This is a genomic window from Paenibacillus allorhizosphaerae, from assembly GCF_042659105.1.
GTDB classification, from domain to species: domain Bacteria; phylum Bacillota; class Bacilli; order Paenibacillales; family NBRC-103111; genus Paenibacillus_G; species Paenibacillus_G allorhizosphaerae.
This window is the reverse complement of the sequence record NZ_JBHSRV010000001.1, coordinates 1,798,466-1,817,267: the sequence shown is the minus strand read 5'-3', so window position 1 is coordinate 1,817,267 and position 18,802 is coordinate 1,798,466. Positions and strand designations below refer to the sequence as shown.

14 protein-coding genes and 1 pseudogene are annotated in these 18,802 nt (G+C 53.4%); 13 read left to right on the top strand and 2 right to left on the bottom strand.

Annotation, left to right across the window (positions count from 1 at the left end; all coding sequences use genetic code 11):
- The first annotated feature begins 32 nt into the window (after positions 1-32).
- The 3 genes from ACFQI7_RS07980 (at position 33) to ACFQI7_RS07970 (ending at position 3,716) form a co-directional block, all read left to right on the top strand.
- A complete protein-coding gene (locus ACFQI7_RS07980; protein ID WP_218098758.1) occupies positions 33-962 on the top strand; it encodes a phosphotransferase family protein in 930 nt (309 codons plus the stop codon).
- Positions 963-1,222: 260 nt separating this feature from the next.
- A complete protein-coding gene (locus tag ACFQI7_RS07975) occupies positions 1,223-2,248 on the top strand; it encodes a LacI family DNA-binding transcriptional regulator (protein ID WP_218098757.1) in 1,026 nt (341 codons plus the stop codon).
- Between the two features lie 133 nt (positions 2,249-2,381).
- Positions 2,382-3,716, top strand: a complete 1,335-nt coding sequence (locus ACFQI7_RS07970; protein WP_218098756.1) for an ABC transporter substrate-binding protein — start codon at positions 2,382-2,384, stop codon at positions 3,714-3,716.
- 86 nt (positions 3,717-3,802) lie between these two features.
- Here the strand turns inward: ACFQI7_RS07970 and ACFQI7_RS07965 are convergent, their stop codons facing one another.
- Entirely contained in the window at positions 3,803-4,690 is an 888-nt protein-coding gene (locus tag ACFQI7_RS07965) for an AraC family transcriptional regulator (RefSeq protein ID WP_218098755.1), read from the bottom strand.
- 153 nt (positions 4,691-4,843) lie between these two features.
- Between ACFQI7_RS07965 and ACFQI7_RS07960 the strand changes: the two genes are divergently transcribed.
- Genes ACFQI7_RS07960 through ACFQI7_RS07950 form a run of 3 tightly spaced genes read left to right on the top strand, consistent with a single transcriptional unit; the run spans position 4,844 to position 8,558 of the window.
- Positions 4,844-5,899 carry a Gfo/Idh/MocA family protein gene (locus ACFQI7_RS07960; protein ID WP_218098754.1) on the top strand — a complete coding sequence of 352 codons (1,056 nt, stop codon included), beginning with the start codon at positions 4,844-4,846 and terminating at the stop codon, positions 5,897-5,899.
- Complete coding sequence (locus ACFQI7_RS07955) at positions 5,889-7,196, top strand: ABC transporter substrate-binding protein (protein WP_218098753.1); 1,308 nt, start codon at positions 5,889-5,891, stop codon at positions 7,194-7,196. The genes ACFQI7_RS07960 and ACFQI7_RS07955 overlap by 11 nt, the downstream gene beginning before the upstream one ends.
- A gap of 45 nt (positions 7,197-7,241) precedes the next feature.
- A complete protein-coding gene (locus ACFQI7_RS07950) occupies positions 7,242-8,558 on the top strand; it encodes a glycoside hydrolase family 28 protein (RefSeq protein ID WP_218098752.1) in 1,317 nt (438 codons plus the stop codon).
- Positions 8,559-8,765: 207 nt separating this feature from the next.
- Here the strand turns inward: ACFQI7_RS07950 and ACFQI7_RS07945 are convergent.
- Positions 8,766-10,759 (bottom strand): annotated as a pseudogene (locus ACFQI7_RS07945) (beta-galactosidase).
- A 251-nt stretch (positions 10,760-11,010) separates the two neighbouring features.
- Here ACFQI7_RS07945 and ACFQI7_RS07940 point away from each other — a divergent pair.
- The 7 genes from ACFQI7_RS07940 (at position 11,011) to ACFQI7_RS07910 (ending at position 18,672) form a co-directional block, all read left to right on the top strand.
- Positions 11,011-11,172, top strand: coding sequence for a hypothetical protein (locus ACFQI7_RS07940; protein ID WP_218098751.1), 162 nt, complete (start codon positions 11,011-11,013; stop codon positions 11,170-11,172).
- A 47-nt stretch (positions 11,173-11,219) separates the two neighbouring features.
- Complete coding sequence (locus ACFQI7_RS07935) at positions 11,220-13,805, top strand: exo-rhamnogalacturonan lyase family protein (protein ID WP_218098750.1); 2,586 nt, start codon at positions 11,220-11,222, stop codon at positions 13,803-13,805.
- Positions 13,806-13,882: 77 nt separating this feature from the next.
- Complete coding sequence (locus ACFQI7_RS07930; RefSeq protein WP_218098749.1) at positions 13,883-15,217, top strand: ABC transporter substrate-binding protein; 1,335 nt, start codon at positions 13,883-13,885, stop codon at positions 15,215-15,217.
- A gap of 101 nt (positions 15,218-15,318) precedes the next feature.
- A complete protein-coding gene (locus ACFQI7_RS07925) occupies positions 15,319-16,356 on the top strand; it encodes a glycoside hydrolase family 88/105 protein (protein ID WP_218098748.1) in 1,038 nt (345 codons plus the stop codon).
- A gap of 211 nt (positions 16,357-16,567) precedes the next feature.
- Positions 16,568-17,455, top strand: a complete 888-nt coding sequence (locus ACFQI7_RS07920) for an AraC family transcriptional regulator (RefSeq protein WP_218098747.1) — start codon at positions 16,568-16,570, stop codon at positions 17,453-17,455.
- Between the two features lie 197 nt (positions 17,456-17,652).
- Positions 17,653-18,306, top strand: coding sequence for a DUF1961 family protein (locus tag ACFQI7_RS07915; protein WP_218098746.1), 654 nt, complete (start codon positions 17,653-17,655; stop codon positions 18,304-18,306).
- A 180-nt stretch (positions 18,307-18,486) separates the two neighbouring features.
- Positions 18,487-18,672, top strand: coding sequence for an aspartyl-phosphate phosphatase Spo0E family protein (locus ACFQI7_RS07910; protein WP_218098745.1), 186 nt, complete (start codon positions 18,487-18,489; stop codon positions 18,670-18,672).
- Positions 18,673-18,802: the final 130 nt, after the last annotated feature.

Sequence of the window (18,802 nt, the reverse complement as noted above, 5' to 3'; positions counted from 1 at the left end):
CGAATATTGCAGCCGAAGGAAGGGATGCTCCAATGAAATCGTTTAAGCCTGAAATGACGATCGAAAGAGCAAAGGAATATTTGCAGACGATCGAATCGGAGGCCATTACCGATATTGCCCCGATCGAAATGGGAGAACTGAGCCGAGTGTTCAGTTACCGGGTGAGTACGAAACTATTCGTTATTCATTTTAAAAGCGATAAAGACACGGTTGACAAAGTAAAGCTGATCACCGACCGTTTCTCGTCGGAACTGCCGATACCGCGAATCGTGAAGGCAGGCACATGCGACGGACTGCCTTATATGATATCGGAAAAAGCGGCCGGCGTACCCGTCATCGCACAGCCGAAAGAAGAGATCGTTCGCGTCATACCCGATTTGATTCAGCGATTCGCCGCCATCAACCAAGTTCGCGTCGATCATTCGAGCGGCTATGGCTGGATTACGCCTTTCGGAGAAGCGTCCGCCGCCTCGTGGACCGATTGGCTGGCGTCTACGTTTAAGGAAGATCAGGAGGGGTTTTACGAGGGATGGACCGCGCTGTTTGAAAGCAGCTTCCTGGAAAAAGACATGTTCGACCAAACGTATGCGGCGATGATCGATCTTGCGCAGTATGCGCCCAAGGAGCGGTATCTCGTTCACGGCGACTTCCATCTCGGCAATATGCTGTCGGGCGACGGTCGTATTACCGCAATCGTCGACTGGGAGATGGCGATGTACGGCGATTTTATGTTTGACGCAGCCGTGCTGCATTTGTGGGTTCCGCAAATTCGATTTCCGCAGCGGCTGCGGGAGTTTTGGGAGCGGGAGGGGAAAGAGATCGCCCATTTTGAGAAAAGGCTGTTGTGCTATCAGTTGTTCAAAGGGCTGGACGGGCTGCGATTTTACGCCAAAAAAGACGACAAGCCCAGCTACGACTTCATGAAATCCCACCTGATCTCGCTGCTAAAGCAAGTGGAATAAGAGCGGCGCATGTCGTAAGCCGCCCGAATGAACGTTCCATACGTTTCGGGCGGCGATACGCGATAAAAAGCTATTGTCAACAATGGAAGCGGTATAGTATAATTCAAGACAAGGAAAGCGCTTAACTAACCTTGGTTTAATTATTGTTTCTAATTGAACGAAGGTTTTTATCAAAGGACAAGGGTAAGCGCTTTCGTATCTGATTGCTGCGTCATAACCGACAATTGGTTAAACTATCCGACGCATGAGCGAGGGAATCGATGAACAGCACGATTATAGACATTGCAAGGCATGCGGGCGTTTCCAAATCGACCGTTTCACGCGTCATTTCCGGTAAAGGCTACACGAGTCCCGAAGTCCGCGAGAAAGTGATGCTGGCGGCCAGAGAATTGCAGTACAAACCGAACGCGGTGGCCCGGGCGATGGTGTCTCAGCGGACCTATAACATCGGCATCATCATTTATCGGAAAGATTATCCGATCGTATCACATCCGATATACGGCAAAATCGTCGACTCCATCCTGGCTGCCGCAGAAGCAATGAACTATTCCGTATTCGTCTCCACGGATAAAGAGATGTCGCAACGCACCGCCGACTACATGCTCGAGAAGAGGGTCGACGGGCTCGTATTGATCAGCCGCCTGAGTCAGGAAATGATCGGTTATATCGACAGCTTTCATATTCCGTATTTAATGGTGAACGGGACCGTGGAGAACAACAACGTGATCCAGATCGTGAACGATGACCGGCAAGGCGGGAGAATCGCAGCGGATCATCTGTATGCGCTCGGCCACCGGCGGATCGGCATCATTGCCGGACCGCAAGACCACCGGAGCCATCATCTGCGATACGAAGGCTTTTCCCGAAGGATGCGCGAGCTCGGCTGCGACATTAGCGAGCAGCATATTGCTTTATCACCGCATTCGACGTTTGAAGAAGGGGCGGCATGTTTTCACCAATTATGGGAACGTTCCCACAGTAAGCTGCCGAACGCGATATTCGCCACCAATGACATGCTGGCGCTGGGAGCGATGCGGGTCATGCTGGAGAAGGGGCTGCGCATTCCTCAAGACATCTCCGTGATCGGCTCGGACAATATCGATTTCGCGAGCTTCTCCAATCCGCCGCTCACGACGATTCATACCGAGAAAGATCAGATGGGCCGCGATGCCGTGTACAGGCTGAACCGTCTCATTCATAAGCTGGAGCTTCATCCGGAGCGGATCGAGTATGAGCCGAAACTGATCGTCCGCGGTACGACGGGGCCTTCTCTGAGTTCCGGGTAACATCCCGGTTCCGGCCATTCGCAAAAATGTAAGCCTTTACAGAGTCGGAGGTGGTGTCATGTAACGCAGGATTGCGTGAACGGATCGCCGGATTACGAAGCAAGACCATGATCATTATTGGAGGGGTAAACAAATGAAAAAGAAAGCGGGCTTACTGAAGTTGGCATTACCGCTAGTCCTCATTTCACTCTCAGCATGCAGCGGCGCACCGTCCGGACAAGGAACGAAGGGAACGGCAAAACCGGAAGACATGAAACCGCCGGCGCCTCCGGAACCCGTCACTTTGACCATCACCAATCATAAGAGCGTAGGATTTACCGAGAAAGATTTCCAGACGTATTTCGTCGAGCCGGTGGCGAAAAAGTACCCTCATATTAAACTCGAATACATTAAACCGGATAAAGGGACGGAACTGGAGGACCTCATTGCCGCCGGGAAAACGCCGGACCTCATCTTCGCCAGCAACGGTTACTTCGCCCTGCTGAAGCAGCTCGACATTATGCAGGACATGAACGAATATGTGAAAAAATATAAGGTCGATTTGTCCGTTTACGATCAGCCGATTTTGGAACGGATCAAACAGGCGGGGGACAAGGGCGAGCTGTACTCGATTCCGTTCTCGCTCAACTACGGCATGATGCTGTACAACAAAGATATTTTCGATAAATTCGGGGTTCCCTATCCGAAAGACATTATGAGTTTCGAAGAAATTCTCCCTATCGCGCAAAAAATAAACCGGACGGAAAACGGAATCCAATATGTCGGCTTTGAACCGCAAAATGCCGATACGATTACCGGCCAATTGGGCATTCCGCCTGTTGGCGCCGACGACAAGCCGAATATCGACAAGCCGGAGTACAAGAGAGTGTTCGATTTCTTGAAGCAGGTATACGACCTTCCTGGCCAAATCGGTCCGAACGGCAAGCATAACTGGGGCCGAAACGGCTTCCTGAAAGATCAAAACTTGGCGATGTTCCTTGAGTGGACGAACGACGCCGCCGCTCCGCTGGAAGAAGCGTCCAAGTCCGGATTCAACAGCTGGGATATTTCCGCGCTGCCCAATTTCAAAGATAAGCTCGGCAACGGCCGCCCGGTCGACTCGCATATGACGTTCATTTCCAAATCGAGCAAGCATAAGGAAGAAGCGTTCCAGGTGATCCTCGAGTCCGTTTCCAGGGAAACGCAAATGCTGGTCAGCGCGAATGCACGGATCAGCTCTATCCCAGACAAAACGATTCAGGCCAACTACGCCAAAAATTTCGAAAGCTACAAAGGGAAAAAAGTGCAGAACATCTTCTTGACCAAACAGACGCCGCAGCAAAAATCGTCCAACTACGGCTCCAAAGCGTCGAGCATTGTTCGCGAAGAGCAAAAGAACATGGCGCTTGGGCTGAAAGACGTCAATACGGCGCTGAAGGACGCACAGGAAAGAGTACTCAAAAACGTAGAGGAAGAAAAGTCGAAGTAACGAAGTTCCGATGCATGAGAACGTACGTAAACCCGGCCGACGGCCGGGTTTTGCTTTTTGTTAACGCCATGCGTGCCATGCACGTGCTACTCGGCAGGTTCCGGCTCATGGACCGGCAGCCGCTTTTTGCGAAATTCGGACGGCGTGCAGCCGTTGTACCTTTTAAAAATGCGGATGAACTGGGTCACGTTCGGAAAGCCGGATTGAATGCCGATATCGGCGATGCCGAGCGGCTTGGTCAGAAGCAGACGCTCGGAAGCTTTAATGCGCCTCAAGTGCAAATAATCGACGAAGGACATGCCGATATGCTGCTGGAAGTATTTGATAAAGTAGTGATACTCCAAATGGACAAGCGGAAGCACGTCCTGAATATGAATCGACTCGGGGTAACGGGCTTCCACATAATCGAGCACAGGCTTCAACCGCTGCCAATCCGGGGGAGACATAGGGGCGGAGGAGACCGCGTGGCGTACGATCAGGGCAAGCAGCTGTTTGAATCCTCCGCTGACGGCCAGCTCATACCCGGCTCCCATTTCGCTCGCTTCGTTGGAAATGCCGAGCAGCAGCCGGTACATCGCTTCTTTCGCTGCCGCGTTGCCCTTTAATATCTCGTTTACGCGATCGAGCGGTTCCGACAGTTCCAACAAGACTGGCGCAAATTCCTTGGCGTAGGAATCCAGCTGCGCCAGCATATCGAATTGCAGCACGATTTGCTTGACGTGTTCCGTCCGTCGAGTCCGGTGCAGCCGGGAAGAGCCGAGCAGCAGCAAGTCAAGGCCTTGCAGCTTGTATACGCGATCGACGGTTTCGACCAGCATCATGCCTTCCAGCAGGATGATGATTTCCACCTCTTTATGATAATGCCATGTATTCCACGGGGCCGACGGCAAAGGGGGAAACTCCAGGTCCCATATTTTGTAGCGCAGCAGCGGATGATGATAATTGACTTGTTCGTTCTTCGCATTTCCCTCCACCGTTGATCCCTCCATTTCTTAAAAGACAGTTTTGTACGATGATTAGACAGTTCTGTATCTGGAGCTTCCCCCGGAGCAGGCTTACAATGAAAGAAACGAAAGCGCTGTCATTTTAGCTATATGCAGCTGAACCGGCGTAAAGGGGGAACAGATTTGATTAAGATAGGTTTGATGGGATGCGGAGTCGTAGCCGCATACGGACATGTTCCTGTCATCGCGGCATCGCCCAAATTCGAACTGACGGCGATTTATGAGCCCGACCCGTCCCGTACGGAATCATTGCAGTCGACATACAACGTACCGGTGTTTACGGAAGTAGACGCCTTTTTCCAGGCTGGCTTCGAAGCAGTTATCATCACGTCTCCCGCCCCTAGCCATTACAACAATGTACTGGACGCGGCCCGTTACGGCAAACATGTGCTGTGCGAAAAGCCGCTGGCTACGGATGAGCGCGAGGCGGCGGAAATGATCGCCGTCATGGAGCGGAAAGGCCTGTTTTTGTTTACGGCGTTCGACTACCGTTTCAGTCCGGCCGCCCAGACGATCAAAAGGATTGTAAAAGACGGGCTCATCGGTGAAGTCCGCTCTCTCCGGCTGAGCTATATATGGAACTTGCACGGAAAGTTCGCCGATCCGGCTTCGGATGATAAGCCCCGCAAGCTGAATATGCGCCGTGTCGGGCGAATGCTGGAGGGCGGGCCTATGGTGGATTGCGGCGTGCATCAGATCGATCTTGCCAGATGGTGGCTCGATTCCGAAGTGACAAGCTATCGCTCGGAAGGCGCCTGGGTCGATGAATACGAAGCGCCGGATCATATGTATCTTCATATGCAGCATGCAAGCGGGGCCCACACGCTGGTAGAGATCAGCTACTCCTACTGCTTCACCGCCAGGGAGCCGGTCTCCCATTTCACTTATCGTCTGATCGGTACGGAAGGCATCGTATATTACGACCGGGAAGCAAAAATATTCGAAATGAGAAATTCTACGGGCACGACCCCGTTTCCTTTTGCCAAGGAAAAAAACTTTTCCGGTATGTACGAGGCTTTCGCCAAAGCGCTTAGAAGCGGTTTAGCGGGCAATGTGCCTACAGGGACAGACGGATTAATTGCAACCGGGATTGCGCGGACGGCGACGGAAGATTTGATCAGGCGGCACTCCGACCGCCGCAACGGAAAACAATCGAAGGAGGATGTTTATGAATCATAAAAAAGTACTGGTGCCCTTTCTAAGTCTAGTATTGCTCCTCTCCGGCTGTGCGGGAAAAGAGGCGGCCGCTCCGCAGCTGGAGTCTTCCGAACCGAAGGACGTCCCGGCATCCGTCACGAAGGACCCGGTAACGATCAAAATGTACCACAAAGGGGGAACGATTTCCGACCAGGAATTTAATAGTTATTTTGTCGAGCCGGTTGCCAAAAAATATCCGAACATTACGCTGGAATTGGTTCGGGACAGCGTGAAAGGAAACAGCCCGGAAGAACTGCTGACGAGCGGCAATTTTCCCGATCTTATGTATACGAGCAATCCGAGCATTCCGGTCTACCAGGATTTGGATATTGTCGAAGATTTGAATCCGCTGATCAAAAAACACGGACTCGATTTGAGCAAATTCCAGAATACGGGCTTGGAGATGATGAAAGGATACGACAGCAAAATATTGGTCGGGCTGCCCTTAACGATGAATATGGCGGCCATGATTTACGATAAAGATATTTTCGATAAATTCGGAGTCGCTTACCCGAAAGATATGATGTCCTGGGATGACGCAATCGCGCTCGCCAAAAAACTGACGATTACGGATGGGGGCACGAGCTACATCGGGATTGATCCGTGGAGGGTGGAGGCGGTCGGAAGTCAAATGACACTTTCCATTGTCGATCCGAAGACGAATAAATCGACGATCAATATCGAAGGCTGGGGCCGTGTGCTGGAGCTGTTCAAACAAGTGATTGATATGCCCGGATATGTCAATAACGGTAAGTTCGAATACGATTTCTTCAAAGACAATCTGGCGATGGCCCCGATGTGGGCGACGGATTTGGTAGGCAAATTGACCGATCCAACGGTCGCCAAGCTGAAAAACTGGGATCTCGTTTCCATCCCTTATGTGAAGGGATATGAAGGAAAAGGCAGAAATGTGGATACCCATATGCTGATGATTTCCAAAGTGAGCAAGCACAAGGATGAAGCGTTCGCCGTAATCAAGGAAGTGATGTCCGACGAAGTACAGATGGCGATGGCTAAAGCCGGAAGAATCAGCCCGCTCAAGGATGAGTCGTTCCAAAAAAATTATTTGCAGTCCAACGCCTCCTTCAGCGGCAAAAATATTGCAGCTTTATTCAAACTGGCGCCGACGGCGCTCCCGGCTCATTCCAAGTATGAGAATCAGGTGCGAATCATTATAAGAGGGGCCAAACAAAAGCTGGCGGTAGATCGCAAGGACATCAACACAATCTTAAGAGAACTTCAGGAAGAGGCCGACAAGTGGATCGAGTCGCATCCGTAAAAATGCCAAGGTGCAGCGGCGTGCCGAAGGGAGCAGCAGCAGACCATGATATTCGATGTTGTGCAATTTGGAGCGAGCGGGAACGGTACCGATCTCTCGCATGAAGGGATACAACAAGCGATCGATGCGTGCGCGGAAGCGGGCGGCGGAACGGTCTATGTTCCGGCCGGCACTTACTTATGCGGCACGCTGCATCTGAAGTCCAACATCAATATGCATCTGGAACAAGGCGCGGTTATTCTTGGAGCGGACGACGCAGCCCTGTATCCCGAGATTTGCAAAACGCCGTACGGCAACTTGCCAGGGCAAATTCAGGCGCTCATTTGGGCCGATAACGTTTCGAACGTGACGATTACCGGGCAAGGTATCGTTGACGGAGGAGGCAACTCGCCGTTAGCCCCGAGCGATGCGGTTCATGTGCGCTTCCGGCCGGCGCTGATCTTTTACCGGGATTGCCGCAACGTGAAGTTTTTGGACGTTACGCTGCAATATTCTTGCTTTTGGACGCTTCATTTGCTTCGCTGCAGCGATGTGCTCGTTCGCGGCATGACGATTGTTGCGCATCGGGAGCGCATCAATACGGACGGGATCGACCCGGACGGCTGCCGCAATGTGATCATTAGCGATTGCCATATGAAGACGGGAGACGATTGCATCGTGATCAAGAGCACCGAGGGCGATGTGTGCGAAAATATAACGATCACGAACTGTATCCTCAGCTCCAGACACGCTGCCTTGAAGCTCGGTACCGAAGCGATCGGAGCGATCCGCAACATCACGTTCAACAACTGCATCATCAACCATACCAATGTAGCGCTTGCTCTGTATATGAAAGACGGAAGCAGCTATGAAAATATTATTTTCAGCAACATGGTCGTCGAAGCCTATAATGAATTTCCGGTCGTTATCGACATCACGCCACGGTACTACAAGGAGCCTGCCATCGGAACGATACGAAGTATCATTTTCGACAATATCATGTTCACCGGAAAAGGCAGGATGTATATCGAAGGCGCCATGGATGCGCCGGTATCGGACATCTCACTTCGCAACATCACCTGGAACATTACCGGCAAATGCAAAACGGACGGTATCAAGAAGCCGGACGGGGCACGCCGGATCGAAATCGACCCGAACCGGGCCAACTATGTCGTACACCCGTATCAATTGATTGCCGTACATGTAAACGGACTTTTCGTCAGCAACTGGAAGGTGTTGAACCGAACTGGCGAAATGTGGTTTGACCGCGGGCCGTTTTATTTGCTGTCGGCTGACGATGTGACCCTGGAACATATCAGGCATCCGGAAATCGTATCGGGACTCGACACCGTGAAGCTGATCGAATGCAATAGACAGGAGTAACGTTCCTTTAGATTTTCCTCGTTCGTCCATGTGCGGTCAGTAGAGAAACGGTATCCTTTTCCAGCAAACGTTCGGAAACGACAAACCACCCGCAAATAATTGCGGGTGGTTTGCTGTGGAAAACATGGGAGCGATTGGATAGCCTTATCCCGAATCATGCCGCCCTTTCGACAAGGGATGACGAATCCGAAGCTGCCCGTCCGAAGCTTAATTTTCGGTGAATCGAATGATCAAATGCTCATAAGGTCCTACATGCAGTGGCCCCGGATCGACTTTGCTGCGCGACAATACGTCCAGCCCTTCCTGCGGAATCGTCACGCTTCCGCCACTGCCGTCCATGTTGACAATTACCCACAGCGTATAGCCGTCTCCTTGCCGGGGGGCGACGATCGTTCCTTTCGTCACGTCCGTTCGGAGCGTAACCCGGGCTTCGTCAGCGTAGTACTCGATCAGCTTTTGCAGCAACCGGTCCCCGTCTTCTCCCATCGGCATGGAGCCGAGCATGACGATTTTCCCCTGACCCCGCTTGCATTCGGTGATGAACGCTTTCCCGGACTGAGCCCCTCCTCAAGGAGTCCGATAGCAGCCGCGTCCTTCGGTTCGAACACGGCGCTCCATAAGCCTAGAGGGGCCGACAAGCCGAAGGCGCGGCCGATTGCGCCGGTGCCGTCCATGGGGTAAGTAAACAGCGTCTCGACGCCCGCCAGATGTTCCAGAGCACCCAGTGCGGCATCGGTGTGAATGGTATGGTGCTCCGTTCTTCCTCCGGTCAATGGGCCGACGATCCAAATGCCGCCGTTTTCCACGAACGCTTCCGCCCGCTTAATATAATCCGCAGACACATAAGGCAAAAATGGCGTAAACAGCAGCTTATACCCGTCCAGCTCCGCGCCTTCCGGAATGACGTCGCGATGAATGCCCATATGCAAAATACGCTCGTAAAACGAGGTCGTCAGACCGCGGTGGTTCAGCTTGCGATGCGGCTCCGTCTTCAGAAACGCTTTGGCCCGGTCCGAATAGGTGAGGGCCACCTCCGCTTGCGCCGGCCGGGCAGCAAGCAGATGCGCTTCGATCTCCTTCCTTGCCCGCTCGACTTCAAGCACGCCGGCATAGCCGACGGTCGGCTTGCCCCAGGCGCTGATCACCGAGCCGTGCGGCTGCTCGCAGCCTGCCCACTGCTGCCGCCACAGCCAGTAGCAGAACGCTTCCGCGCCGAGCGCATAGGCGGCCACCGCCTCCGCTTTCAAGTACCCGTTCGGGTGCGGCTTCGCATAGCTTTCCAACGATGCGCTGAACGACGTGCTCGTCTCCATGATCCAGAACGGCCGGCCCTGCTTGAAATTTCTCCATAGATCGCAGTTGACAAGGTAGGCGGGGAAGTTGTCCGAACTCGCATACGTATCGAACGAGGCGAAGTCGAGATGGCGAAACAGCCGTTCATTGTCGACGTGAAAGGCTATGCTGCTGTTATGCGTAATCGGCGCTTCCGAATAGCGGCGTATAATTGCGGCTTGCTCGTCGGCAAATTCGGCGATCTTTTCCATCGAAAACAGCTGATACATCGTCTTCAGCGACGAATTGTGCAGGAACGGCGCCGGACCCGGCTGCGGCACCTGATCGAAACGGTGGTAGTATTCGCTCCAGATTTGCGTACCCCAAGCGGCGTTCAGCTTGTCGATGTCGCCGTAACGCTGCTCAAGCCATTGGTGCCATAAGCTTCGGCAAGTCGCGCACATGCATTCCGCTACGTGCGCCTTGAACTCATTGTCGAGCTGCCAGCCGATCACACCGGGCAGCGCTCCGACCGCCTGAGCGAGATGCTTCGTAAGGATAGCGGCCCGCTCCCGGAAGTAAGCATTATTCGTGCACACATGCTGTCTGGACCCGTGGCCCATAATCGTACCGTGTTCGTCGACGTACATTCGTTCCGGATGGCCGTGCGTGAGCCAGATCGGCGGCGTAGGGGTCGGCGTGCACATGACCGAATCGATCCCGTTATCGTGCAGCTTGTTAATGATGTCGACGAAAAAGCCGAGATCGATTTTTCCTTCCTCGGGCTCCATGTTGACCCAGGCGAATTCGCCGATCCGGGCTACGTTGATTCCGGCTTCCTTCATGAGTCGAATGTCTTGTTCAATCGTTTGTTCGTCCCATAGCTCAGGATAATAGGCGGCGCCGTGAAATAAGGTTTTGCTTCGCATCGTACACCTCGTTTGTTTTTGTTTACATCATATAAAAACGGAAATGAATAAACAATGATTTTTTTGGCTTTATGTTTGTTTATGAGATAATAATATTTTGATTTCATTTGTATATTTTTGCAAATGTCCTGATCGGCAAGAAACATGGCAGGATCGGCCATACCCTACCCGATCGACTGTGAATTATGATGGTTGTAACCGTACGAACGGACGATGAACCGGACCGGCGGCCGGAGGGGGAGGTTCGACAGGTGGATGACGATCGGCAACGGGATTGTAAGCGTTTCAATGGAGAAGGCGAGTGCAGCCGTCACTTCGATGTCGTATCGAGACGGACGGGCGATCTGTATACAAGCCTCTTGTACGACGCCATTCGGATGGAAGTGGATGATGCAGGCTCCGCTTGGCAATGAGCGGGAACGAGAGAACAGAAACAGACGATGGAGATGAGAGAAACCGTATGAACAACAACATATCCGTAAACGTACACCGGCTTGGGTCCCAAACGATCAAACCTGCAGAAAGCGGCGTGACATGGGGCATCCCGTGGAAAAAAGGCGCGCTGCTGCGGGAGGAAAACTTGACGATGACCGGGCCGTCCGGAACGCAAGTACCGCTGCAAAGCTGGCCGACGGCTTATTGGCCGGACGGCAGCGTCAAATGGAGCGCGCATGCCGCCGCGCTTGGCGCAAGCGAAAGCGATGCCGTTTCGTTCGTCGTGTCGAAGGGGAAGCCGGCGGTTCCGGCCGCCCCGATCCATGTGCGCGAGGAGAACGAATATATCGAAGTCAGCACGGGCGCGATCATGTGCCAGGTGAATAAGGCTGGCGCCGATATCGTCCGCGCGATGTACCGTGGAGAGACGCTTGCCTGCTCCGGCGGCAAGCTGGTGTGCATCCGCGAGGAGCAAAGAAGCGAAGCCGGAGGACGCGTGTACAAGGAGCAGGACTTCGTAAGTCATATTACGAAGGCGGCGGTAGAGCAGAGCGGGCCGGTTCGCGCCGTCATTAAAGTAGAAGGCCGGCATAAGGCGGTTGCCGGGAGCCGGGCATGGCTGCCGTTCTCGCTGCGGCTGTACTTTTTTGCCGGGCTTGGGCAGATCCGCATCGTGCATTCCTTCGTCTACGACGGCAATCCGCATCAGGATGCGATCAAGGGACTCGGCATCGCCTTCTCGCTGCCGATGAGCGGGCCGCTCCATAACCGCCATGTCCGGCTCGGCGGAGATACCGGCTTTTTCGCCGAATCGCCGAAGCATCTCATGACGTTCCGCACGAAAGGGAAGTATGAAGAGCTGTTCCGGCGGCAGACGGCGGGGGAGGCGATTTCCTTCGACCCGCAGGAGGATGCGGCCTTCATCGGGCTGCTGGAGGATGCGGCGGTTTGGGACGATTTCAAGCTGGTGCAAAGCGCACCGGATTATTATGAAATCTCCAAGCGGACGCAGGAGGTATGCTGTTGGTTGAAATCCGGCAGCGGCAACCGTTCCGCCGGCGTCGTCTTTGCGGGGAGCGAAAGCGGCGGCATGTCGGCGACCGTCCGCAATTTTTGGCGGAAATGTCCGTCCGCGCTGGAGCTTCGCCATATGTCCACCGATACGGCGGAGATGATAGTATGGTTCTGGTCGCCGGACGCGGCCCGGGCGATGGATTTGCGTCATTACGATACGAAGACGCATTTGCTGTCCGCCTACGAAGGGTTCGACGAAATGCGCAGTACGCCTTACGGCATAGCGAACACGAATGAGCTGACATTACATTGCTTTGAGAGCACGCCGACTGCCGAACGGTTGAAAGCGCTTGCCGAGGAAGCGGATGCACCGTCGCTTCTCGTATGCGAGCCACAGTACTATTACGATGTCAAGGCGTTTGGCATTTGGAGCTTGCCCGACCGGAGCACGGCCATGAAGGCGCAGCTCGAAGACCGGCTGGATGCGGTCATCGATTTTTACAAAACGGAGGTCGAGCAGCGCAAATGGTACGGCTTCTGGGATTACGGCGACTTCATGCACAGCTACGATCCGACGCGGCACGTATGGCGCTACGACGTCGGAGGATGTGCTTGGCAAAATACGGAGCTCGCGCCGAACATGTGGCTGTGGTATATGTTCCTCCGCTCGGGCCGGGAGGATATTTTCCGGCTGGCCGAGGCAATGACCCGGCATACGAGCGAGGTCGACGTGTACCATATCGGCGAATACGCGGGTTTGGGCACGCGGCACAACGTCATTCATTGGGGCTGCGGCTGCAAGGAAGCGCGCATCGCGATGGCGGGACTGCACCGCTACTATTATTATCTCACGGCAGATGAGCGGATCGGCGACATCATGAACGAAGTGGCCGATTCCGACTATACGACCGTACATTTGGATCCGATGCGTTCCTACTACCCGAAGGACGAATTCCCGACCCATATTCGCGTCGGGCCTGACTGGGCGGCGTTCAGCTCCAACTGGATGACCCGCTGGGAACGGTACGAGGATACGCAGTACCGCGACAAGCTGCTGATCGGCATCGCCGACATCAAGGGCATGCCCTTCCGGCTGCGGTCGGGTCCGGTCTACGGCTACGATCCGAAGTCCGGCAGGCTGACGCATTTCGGCGACGATAACTGGGGCCGGCATTTGGCGGTCTGCATGGGCGGACCGCAGGTGTGGTTCGAGCTGGCGGAGCTGCTGGAAGATCCGGAGTGGGAAGAGATGATGGCGGAGTTCGGGTTGTTTTACTTGCTGTCCAAGGAACAGAAAGCGGAGCGGACGGGCGGTGCCATCGCCAAGTGGAGCTGGGATCACCCGGTGCTAGCCTCCGGCATCATTGCGTACGGCGCATCCCGCGGCAATGACAAGGAGCTGGCACGCAAAGTGTGGGATATATTGCTGAACGAGCCATTCATGGCCCGAATCGGGCAGCCCGATTCCGTGGACGGGCTCCATTATGTAAGACCGGTACAAGAAATCGACATTGCTAGCACCAATATCGCCTCGCAGTGGTCGCTCAATACGATACTTAGCCTGGAGCTGCTGGCGGACTCGCTTCCGGAAGGCTAGAGATGTGCGAAGGAGAGCGAAGCCGAGCGAGCAAGCCCAGGACCGGATAGCTACTAAACCATAGAGGTGGGGTTCTGATGAAAAACAGATCATGGGGAACTGCAGCGGTTGTATTGTCTGTAAGCTTGGCCCTGTCAGCGTGCAGCGGCAAAGAAGTGAAAGCGCCTGCGTCAGCGTCAGGGTCGGACGATCTTTCCAAAATAGCAAGCGAGAAGGCGGAGCTGATCTTTTATTCGATGAGCCGCGATTCGGAGGAAAGCTTCAATGAGCGGTACGGCGACGCCATTCGCAAAAAATTTCCGAACTATACGATCACGTACATTCAGCGGGTTGTCCCTGGCAAAGACTTGAACGATTTGATCAATGCCGGGCAGCGGATCGACATCCAGTGGGACTCCATCGGTTCGTTCCCGACAAGCAATATCGCCTCCGAGCTGAACTTCGATATGACCGATTTGTTAAAGAAGCATCAGGTCGATCTCGGCCGGTTCGAGCCGTCGCTGATCGATATGATGAAGCAGTTCGGCAATGGAGCCATTTACGGGCTCCCGGTGTACAACGAACGGATGGCAATGTTTTACAATAAAGATTTGTTCGACAAGCTGAACGTGCCTTATCCGAAAGACGGCATGACGTGGGATCAGTTCAACGAGCTGACGAAGAAGCTGAACGTGGAGAGAGACGGGGTCGCTTACACCGGGTTCTCGCCTTCGGTCAACCATTTGTTCCTGGTCAACCCTTACTCGCTTCCGCTGATCGACAAAACGACGATGAAATCGACGATCAACAGCGACAAGTGGAAGCAGCTTTTGCAAACGCAGCTTATCGAGCCTACCCAAAGTCCGGTATACCAGAAAGCGATGACCGACTATAAAAAAATTCTCGACCTGGCTCCGTTCTCGAAGGAACAGAAGCTGGCCACGTTCCCGTCGTCTCCGGTGCTGCCGCTTGTGCAAAAAACGGAGCTGTCGAACTTTAACTGGGATATTGTGTCGATGCCGACGATGAGCGATCTTCCGGGCGTCGGGCCGCAGTCGTACCCGGGCATATTCGCCATTACGAAGCAGGCGCAAAACAAGGATGCTGCGATGCAGGTGCTGAAATTCCTTACTTCGGACGAATTCCAAATGGAAATTTCCAAGAAAGGCTTGATGACGACGCTCAAAAACGAGCAAATTCAAAAGGCGCTCGGCTCGGAAGGTGCGTTCAAGGGCAAAAATTACGGCGCCTTTTTCTACAATAAATATCCGAAGATCGCCGACAAGACGGTGGAGGAGAGCAAAGCGAATATCCTTTCCATTTATACGAAAAACTTGAATAAGCTCGCTTCCGGCCAAATGGATATCAATACGATGCTGCGAACAGCGGAGGAAGAAGCGAACAAGGCGCTGGACGACTTGAAGAAGAAGTAATCCTCGGGAGTCCAAATAGAAGCTGTTCTCGTCAATCCGCGCTTCGCCGCCGCTTGGCGGCGCGCTTACGATCTCGAATACGACAAAAGGAATGATTTATTGTGCCACCTTTAATGTACGACGAGCAAGAAGTGAAAACGACGATAGACAAGATTGTAAACCGCACCTTCGCCATGGATTTCACCTGGGATTGGCCGGCGGGTGTCGCTTTTTACGGCGTCAGCAGAGCCCATGAAGCGACGGGCAACGAAAGCTACTTGCAGGCGCTCGCAGCATGGGTGGACGCCCAACTGGAGGAGGGGCTGCCGAAGCTGACCGTCAATGCGGTTTCGATCGGACATTCGCTGATTCATCTGTACAACGCTACGCAGAAAGATATTTATTTGGAAACCGCCGTGCTGATGGCCGACTTTTTGCGACATGACGCTCCGCGGTTTGCCGACGGCATTTTTCAGCATACGGTGTCGCAAAATTACAACTTCCCCGAGCAGGCGTGGGTAGACACGATGTTCATGGCCGGCTATTTCCTCGTTCGCATGGGAACGCTGCTCGGACGCGCCGATTATTTGGAAGACGGCTTGCTGCAGTATCACGGGCATGAACGGTTCTTGCAGGATCCCGAGTCGAACTTGTATTATCATGGCTGGGATCACATCGCGCAGAACAACATGTCCGCCATGTTCTGGGCCCGAGGCAATAGCTGGGCCGCGTACACGATGGCGATGGCGCTGAAGGATGTGGAAGTGACGCATCCGTCCTTCATGAAGATTCACGATTCTCTGCGCGACCAGCTCAGTTCGCTCGTTCGGCTGCAGGCCGCCGACGGATTGTGGCATACGCTGCTTCAGGACGCTTCGTCCTATACGGAAACGTCCGGCTCGGCGGGCATCGCGGCGGCGCTTGTCCGTTTCAACGAAGCGATCGGCAGCCCGCTGTACAACAAGGCGATTCAGCCGGCGATCGCGGGCGTCCTAGGGAAAGTGACTGCCGCCGGAGCAGTGACGTCGGTTTCTGCAGGAACGGCAGTCATGAAGGACGCCGACGGCTACCGCAACGTCCCGAATCAGCGCGTACAAGGCTGGGGGCAAGGACTGGCGCTCGTCTTCCTGTCGTCGCTTCTGACCTACCGCTTGAAATGATGTGCCCTCTATAGCGGCATTTTACTGCAGCGCGTACCTTTGCCGGTACGCGTTGTGTGCTGCTCGGCAGTCGCGGCGCAATCAGGCGATTCAGCTGGAAATTGCCGTTTCGCAAGCGCGGGGCCGTAGCCGCCAGGTCTTCTAAATCGCGCACAGTGCCTACCATCAACGACCGAGAAGCGGTATAGTTGGTGGTAGGGGGTGTGCAAGCGTGATCGTCAAAAAGTTAAAGGATTACATAAAAGAGGAAGGTCTTTTCTGGATTCAGCGCTCGTCCCACGAAAGGCACAATACGCCGCCGGAGCATGTGCACGAATTTATCGAATTGGTGTATGTTGTGAACGGAAAGGGGCTGCATAAGATCGGGGAAGTTACCTATCCGATTCATGCCGGCGATATATATGTGGTTCCTATCGGGGAACCGCATGTATATCGGGTGGAGGAAGGAAGCGGGCTGGAAATTATCAACTGCATGTTTATGCCGCAATTTGTCCGTGCCGGCTTGACCGATCAGCCGTCCGTTTCCGGACTCCCGTACTTGACCCCGATGTTCAAAGAACATGAACCGTTCACGTCCGTCCTGTCGCTAAGCAGCCGGGAGTCCTCCGCCATGTTGGCGCTACTGGAGGATCTGCTGCATGAGATGAAGCACGAGCCGCCCGGATATCTCGTTGTGGCGCGCAACAAGTTGACCGAGATTTTGATCCTGCTCTCCCGGTTCAGCCAGCGTAGAGCAGGGACGGAGCCGATCAGTCCTACAAGGTCAATCGGCAATGAAATCGTCGTCAGAAAAATCGGAACGTACTTGGAACGTTATTTTGCCCTGAAAATTACGGTGTCCGACTTGGCGCAGCAGTTTAATTTGAGCCAGCGGCACATTATCCGCATTTTTAAACAGGAAACGGGAGTAAGTATAACGGAAATGCTGCATCAAATTCGAATCGAACGAGCCAAGCATCTTCTGCTCGAATCGAATCGCAGCGTCGAAGCGATCGCGATTGCCGTCGGATTTGCGGACAGCTCCTTTTTCTCCCGCTTGTTCGCCAGAAAAGAAGGCTGCACCCCCGGCATGTTTCGAAAACGGGCACAGCAGCGATGAGGCAACGCATGCACGAGAAGTTTCTATGTGACGGCTCCGATTTGCACAAGCCGGTCGAAATAAGTTCCTTTGTCGATAGCGAGGCCATTATGGGGAAAACTCACGTTCTTTGTCGAGAACATCGGCGAATGGACGAAATTGCCCGTATGTACAAGATAGAAGTCCATTTTAAATAGGCAAAGTCAGGAGTGAATTTCATGTTGATATATGAGAATGCGCTAGCGTCAAGCGATGATATTCGCGATTTTGTACTGGAGGGCGAAGCCGCCGTTTCGTTTCCGCTGAACCGGATGCGGCTGGAGAGCGTGAAGGACCCGGCCGAAGGGCAAAAATCTAATTTCGTTTTTTGGTGTCCGGCCGTTTTTCCTCCCGACATTCGTATCGAATGGGAGTTTCGGCCGATTCGCGAGCCGGGTCTGTGCATTCTGTTTTTTGCGGCTCAGGGCAAAGGGGGAGCGGACTTGTTCTCCCCGACGCTTACACCTCGCACCGGGGAGTATGAGATGTATCATCATGGCGATATGGACGCGTATCATCTCTCTTATTTTCGCAGAAGATGGCCGGAGGAGCGCGCTTTTCATACATGCAATTTGCGCAAGAGCTACGGCTTTCATTTGGTTACGCAGGGCGCCGATCCGATCCCGGACGTCGACGATGCAACTCGCGCGTACCGGCTTCAGTTGGAGAAGCGGAATGGAAACATTTCCTTTGCGGTGGACGGCTTGACCGTGCTTCAATGGGAAGATGACGGGCATACGTTCGGTGAGACGCTTGGCCAAGGCCGTATCGGGTTTCGTCAAATGGCCCCGCTCATTGGCGAATATGCAAACTTGAAAGTGTATTCTGTATAGCGTTGGACAAGGAGGCGCCAAAATTCTTCCTTATGTTTTCAATATGAAACAAATGTTCACAAAAAATATGTATTTTTGAAATTTTTTTGCAAATTTTTAACTATCGACAAAATGCAACAGCATAATACAACCGCTCTGTTTTATACTACTTTATAACAGTAGTTAGAACGGAGTGGGAACATGGAACTATATTTGAAAGAGAAGATTGAGGCTCTTCGCTATAAGATGATCAAAGAAGCGGCGGAGTACGGGTGTCTTCATCATGAGAAAGTACTCGAAATCAGCAGGCAGCTGGATGAGTACATCGTGGTGTACCAGAAAGCCAAGCCGGAAACAATCGGCGTGCTGAACAGCTGGTCCTGTTGACAGGCATGTCGCTTTCGATCATACGACGGATTAATGGAAAAGCATACAATATGATAGCGGTCCTGGCTTCCCCAAACCTTCATGATTTCTTCATGGAGGTTTCATTATTTCTTCATGAAAGAAATGATTT

Excerpts from the sequence above, each read along its gene's own strand:
- ACFQI7_RS07970 (WP_218098756.1), top strand. The coding sequence starts at position 2,382 with ATGAAAAAGAAAGCGGGCTTACTGAAGTTGGCATTACCGCTAGTCCTC.
- ACFQI7_RS07930 (WP_218098749.1), top strand. The coding sequence starts at position 13,883 with ATGAAAAACAGATCATGGGGAACTGCAGCGGTTGTATTGTCTGTAAGC.
- ACFQI7_RS07950 (WP_218098752.1), top strand. The coding sequence starts at position 7,242 with ATGATATTCGATGTTGTGCAATTTGGAGCGAGCGGGAACGGTACCGAT.
- ACFQI7_RS07980 (WP_218098758.1), top strand. The coding sequence starts at position 33 with ATGAAATCGTTTAAGCCTGAAATGACGATCGAAAGAGCAAAGGAATAT.
- ACFQI7_RS07975 (WP_218098757.1), top strand. The coding sequence starts at position 1,223 with ATGAACAGCACGATTATAGACATTGCAAGGCATGCGGGCGTTTCCAAA.
- ACFQI7_RS07935 (WP_218098750.1), top strand. The coding sequence starts at position 11,220 with ATGAACAACAACATATCCGTAAACGTACACCGGCTTGGGTCCCAAACG.
- ACFQI7_RS07915 (WP_218098746.1), top strand. The coding sequence starts at position 17,653 with ATGTTGATATATGAGAATGCGCTAGCGTCAAGCGATGATATTCGCGAT.
- ACFQI7_RS07910 (WP_218098745.1), top strand. The coding sequence starts at position 18,487 with ATGGAACTATATTTGAAAGAGAAGATTGAGGCTCTTCGCTATAAGATG.
- ACFQI7_RS07955 (WP_218098753.1), top strand. The coding sequence starts at position 5,889 with ATGAATCATAAAAAAGTACTGGTGCCCTTTCTAAGTCTAGTATTGCTC.